Origin of the sequence: Dryocola clanedunensis subsp. sulfonylureivorans (genome assembly GCF_016756775.1) — a bacterium.
Taxonomy (GTDB): domain Bacteria; phylum Pseudomonadota; class Gammaproteobacteria; order Enterobacterales; family Enterobacteriaceae; genus Dryocola; species Dryocola clanedunensis.
In genome coordinates this window covers 1-4062 of sequence record NZ_JAERMU010000056.1, presented here as the reverse complement: position 1 = coordinate 4062, position 4062 = coordinate 1, and the positions used below count along the sequence as shown (strand labels likewise).

3 protein-coding genes and 1 pseudogene are annotated in these 4062 nt (G+C 51.4%); all 4 read left to right on the top strand.

Features of this window, described 5'->3' with window-relative positions; all coding sequences use genetic code 11:
• A partial coding sequence (locus HYQ67_RS23680) for a hemagglutinin repeat-containing protein (RefSeq protein ID WP_202308616.1) occupies window positions 1-2243 on the top strand: 2243 nt, incomplete at its 5' end.
• Entirely contained in the window at window positions 2240-2602 is a 363-nt protein-coding gene (locus HYQ67_RS23675) for an immunity 8 family protein (RefSeq protein WP_202308614.1), read from the top strand. The genes HYQ67_RS23680 and HYQ67_RS23675, both read left to right, overlap by 4 nt.
• 298 nt (window positions 2603-2900) lie before the next feature.
• Window positions 2901-3581, top strand: a complete 681-nt coding sequence (locus HYQ67_RS23670) for a hypothetical protein (RefSeq protein WP_202308612.1) — start codon at window positions 2901-2903, stop codon at window positions 3579-3581.
• A 284-nt stretch (window positions 3582-3865) separates the two neighbouring features.
• Window positions 3866-4062, top strand: a pseudogene (locus HYQ67_RS23665) (hemagglutinin repeat-containing protein); the annotation flags it as partial.

Here is a 4062-nt window from a genome sequence, read left to right as displayed (position 1 = left end):
ATACGCTGCTGAGCGCGGATAAAGACGTCATTCTCAGCGGGGCGGCGAATACGCAGCAAACCAGCGGGAAGAACAGCAGCAGCGGCGGCGGTATCGGGGTAAGCATCGGTGCGGGTGGCGGCAGTGCCGGTATCAGTATCTTTGCCAACGTCAATGCCGCGAAGGGCAAGGACAAAGGCAACGGTACCGACTGGACGGAAACCACGATAGACAGCGGCAACACCGTCACTATCAATAGTGGTCGTGACGCGGTGCTTGATGGTGCCCTGGTCAACGGCAATAAAATCATCGCAGACGTGGGCCACAACCTGCTGATGAGCAGCCAGCAGGACAACAACGACTACGACAGCAAACAGACCAGCGTGGCGGCGGGCGGCAGCTTCACCTTCGGCTCCATGACCGGCTCGGGCTACATCAGCGCGAACCAGGACAAGATGAAGAGCCGCTTCGACTCGGTGGCGGAGCAGACCGGGCTGTACGCCGGTAACGGCGGCTTCGACATCACGGTAGGTAACCACACCCAGCTGGACGGGGCGGTGATTGCCTCAACGGCAACGGCGGACAAAAACAGCCTCGATACCGGAACGCTGGGCTTCAGCGACCTGCACAACGAAGCGGACTTTAAGACCGAACACGCCGGGGGCTCCTTTAACAGTGGGGGGGATATCGGCGGGCAGTTTGCCAGTAACATGGCTAACGCTCTGGTAGCCGGTGGCGGTAATAAAGGCCATGAGGAAGGCACCACGCAGGCAGCCATTGCCGGTGGCACCATCACCGTTCGTGATAAGGACGATCAGCAGCAGGATATCGCTAATCTCAGCCGCGACACGGCGCACGCCAACGACAGCATCAGCCCCATCTTCGACAAGGAGAAAGAGCAGAACAGGCTGAAGGAGATCGGGCTAATCAGCGATATCGGCGGCCAGGCGGCGGACGTGGCACGAACCCAGGGCGACCTGATGGGGCGTGATGCACAGAAAGACCCGAAATCGCTGGAGGAGGCCCGTCAGCAGCTGGCAGCGGAAGGTAAACCGGTCACAGACGCAGCTGTGTCAGAGCGTGCTTACAACAATGCTTCATCATTGTATGGCACAGGCGGCGAGGTGCAGCGTGGAATTCAGGCCGTAACCGGGGCGCTGACGGCACTGGCCTCAGGCGGTAATCTGGCTGGAGCGCTGGCGGGCGCATCGGCCCCTGAGCTGGCTAACATCATCGGGCATCATTCCGGGCTCAGCGAGCAGGAGACGCTCATCGCCCACGCGATACTGGGTGGTGCGGTGGCCTCACTGCAGGGAAACAATGCCGCCGCAGGCGCTGCGGGCGCGGTATCGGGAGAACTGGTTGCCCGGACCATCAAAGACCAGCTGTTCCCGGATACAGATAACCGGGACCTGAGCGAAAGCGATAAGCAGCTGATCAGCAATCTGGCGACCATCGCGTCGGGGCTGGCAGGGAATCTGACAGGCGGCGACAGCAGCAGTACCACCGCCGGAGCACAGGCCGGGAAAAATGCGGTTGAGAATAACCTGCTCGGCGGTGGCACTGAAGATGGTATGGCTGAAGAAGTTCGTAAGCACAGCAAAGATATAGCATCGTGCTCAACAGACCCAGGCTCAGCGTCCTGCCAGAAAGGCTTGGCAGTACAGAATGCTCTGATGGTCGCATTACCTGCAGGTCTTGGTGGGGGAATGCTGGCAGCCGCAACGCCAGAATTAGCTGCTGCGGCGAAGATTGCAATTGAGTCGTGCGTCGGTAATGCCGTATTGTGTCTAAACAGTGCGGGTATACAGGTTTCTGAAGCAATTGTTCCAGGTGGGGTTGGTGCTGCCGGTACAATTGGTATTGGTAAGACCACGGCTGAAGCCATGGGGGCGAAAGCGGAATCCCTTGCAGCGAATGCTGCGAAAAGCAGCCAAATTACTAATAATTCAAAACCTTTAAGCGTAGCAGAACAAATTGGAATACTGCGAGATGCAGCCAAAGGGAATAAAGGTAACTTTGGGTTAGGCAGTGCAACAAATAATGATGCTAATGCTCTTGGTGAAGCATGGGTTGGTCCAGGTTACCGCATCTCGAAAGATGGATCATCATGGGTAAGTGCTGATGGTCTGAGAGTTTATCGAGCACCTTCAGCTAAACCAAATAGCACACAGGCTACAACGGGCGTACAGGCTAATTTTGAGCAAAAACTGACACCTGGCGGGCGCCCTATTAGCAATGGACATTTGGATATAACTAAATGAAACCTTTATTGAAAGAGATTCGTTCATTGGAGCTAGAAGATAGTTTAATTAACTATTGGCCCGGGGAAACCGAAAATTTTGGAAGTTGGGTCCGAGTTATGATTGGACCAGAAGATCAAGAGGGGGCTGAATCGTTTGATATTTTAGTCTGCACTCCAAAGTGGCTGCAAAATGAACTTGAAAGTAACGGTCCCCTTTTAGGGAGAGGGACCATAATTATCAGAGAATATAATTATGATGAAATTGTTGATTGCATAGAAAAAGCAATATCTCAGTGTCATGCAGATGACTGGCCTAGTATAGCGAAAAAATTGAGTCGTATTAGCTTTTGGGAGTTTGATGATTACCAACCAAGATGATTGAGTGCATGTAATTGTGTTTCAAAGGATGCAGATGGAAGTGTCTGTGACCAAAAAGCGCACTGGGGGCAAAATTCCGTCAGTGCCAAAACATCTTAGCAAAAATGATCTTCAACCTGCTGACTGGTTGATAGGATCGCGAAAAAGATATGCTGGACAGAGCCAATATCATGAAAACGGCATGAGCATGTTGACGTTAACTATTGCCCATGGCGGGGTTAATTACGTCTGAAAAATAGCCTGGTAATAATTTCGTCATTTTATACTGCAATATTTTAAATTAATATAAGGATATTTTATGAAATACTTAATTATAACAGTTTTCACCGCGATGCTGGGCCTTACCGGGTGTAGTGTGTTGCCAAACGCGGGACCACTTGCTGGAAGAGAAACCTCTGATATCAATCAATCCATTATTGACGGAAAAACGACCAATTCAGAACTGCGTGCCATCTATGGTGACGCCATGAGTGTTGATAAAACCCCTCAAGGCAAAACAGTTATGAATTGGTACAAAAGTTGGAGCTCTGGATTTACTCAGAACTCAACTGTGTTGAGTGTGCTAACGGATAAAAATACTGTTATTAAACATGCGGTACTGCGATATAAAACTACTAATGATTACAGCTTTGTGGGTAAATTGACCGATGCAGAGTTAAAATCATTTTTCGTACCCGGAAAAACCACTCGTCAGGAAGTCGTAACAAAATTTGGGGTTCCAAATAATAATTCCTTTGATGATGAGGGCAACCTGATTCCTATGTATGTTTACTCTGATTCCAGCAGGAGCCAGTATGGTTGGGTGCCAAATGTTGGTGGCTTTATCGAGGCGCTAGCGGGCAGTAAGGACACTAAGGTGACTCTTCTGGCCGTGTCTCTGGATGGACACGATAAAGTCACATCTTATCAACTGAAAACAACAAATTATCACCAGGGTATTGGGCTTCTGAATTCATCTTCGATTGAAGAAGTAAAATAATCAATGTCGCCCGGAAAAGTGTTGCCACTGGCAACACTTTTCCGAAATCCTCCACAGGCCCTCGACCAGTTTTTCGTTGTACCTGTGTATTGTCATCGCGACTATCTCCGGAGCTTCGTTATACCGGAAGCAAGAAGCAGACAATGCCATCAAAGCCAGTTGATCCACAAAACGAGAAACAAGCTAATAGCGGGGCGGAGCATCGGGTCGCCTCGCCCCATCGCTGAACATCGAACTCCATTCCCACTATGCGATCCTCATCTGGGAAGGGTGCCCACAACGACAGCGGCGGGGCGGTGATTGCCTCAACGGCAACGGCGGACAAAAACAGCCTCGATACCGGAACGCTGGGCTTCAGCGATCTGCACAACGAAGCGGACTTTAAGACCGAACATTCGGGCATCAGCCTGAGCGGGGGCGGCAGCTTCGGGGATAATTTCCAGGGCAACATGCCGGGGGGCATCATTGCCGTGGCAGGTAA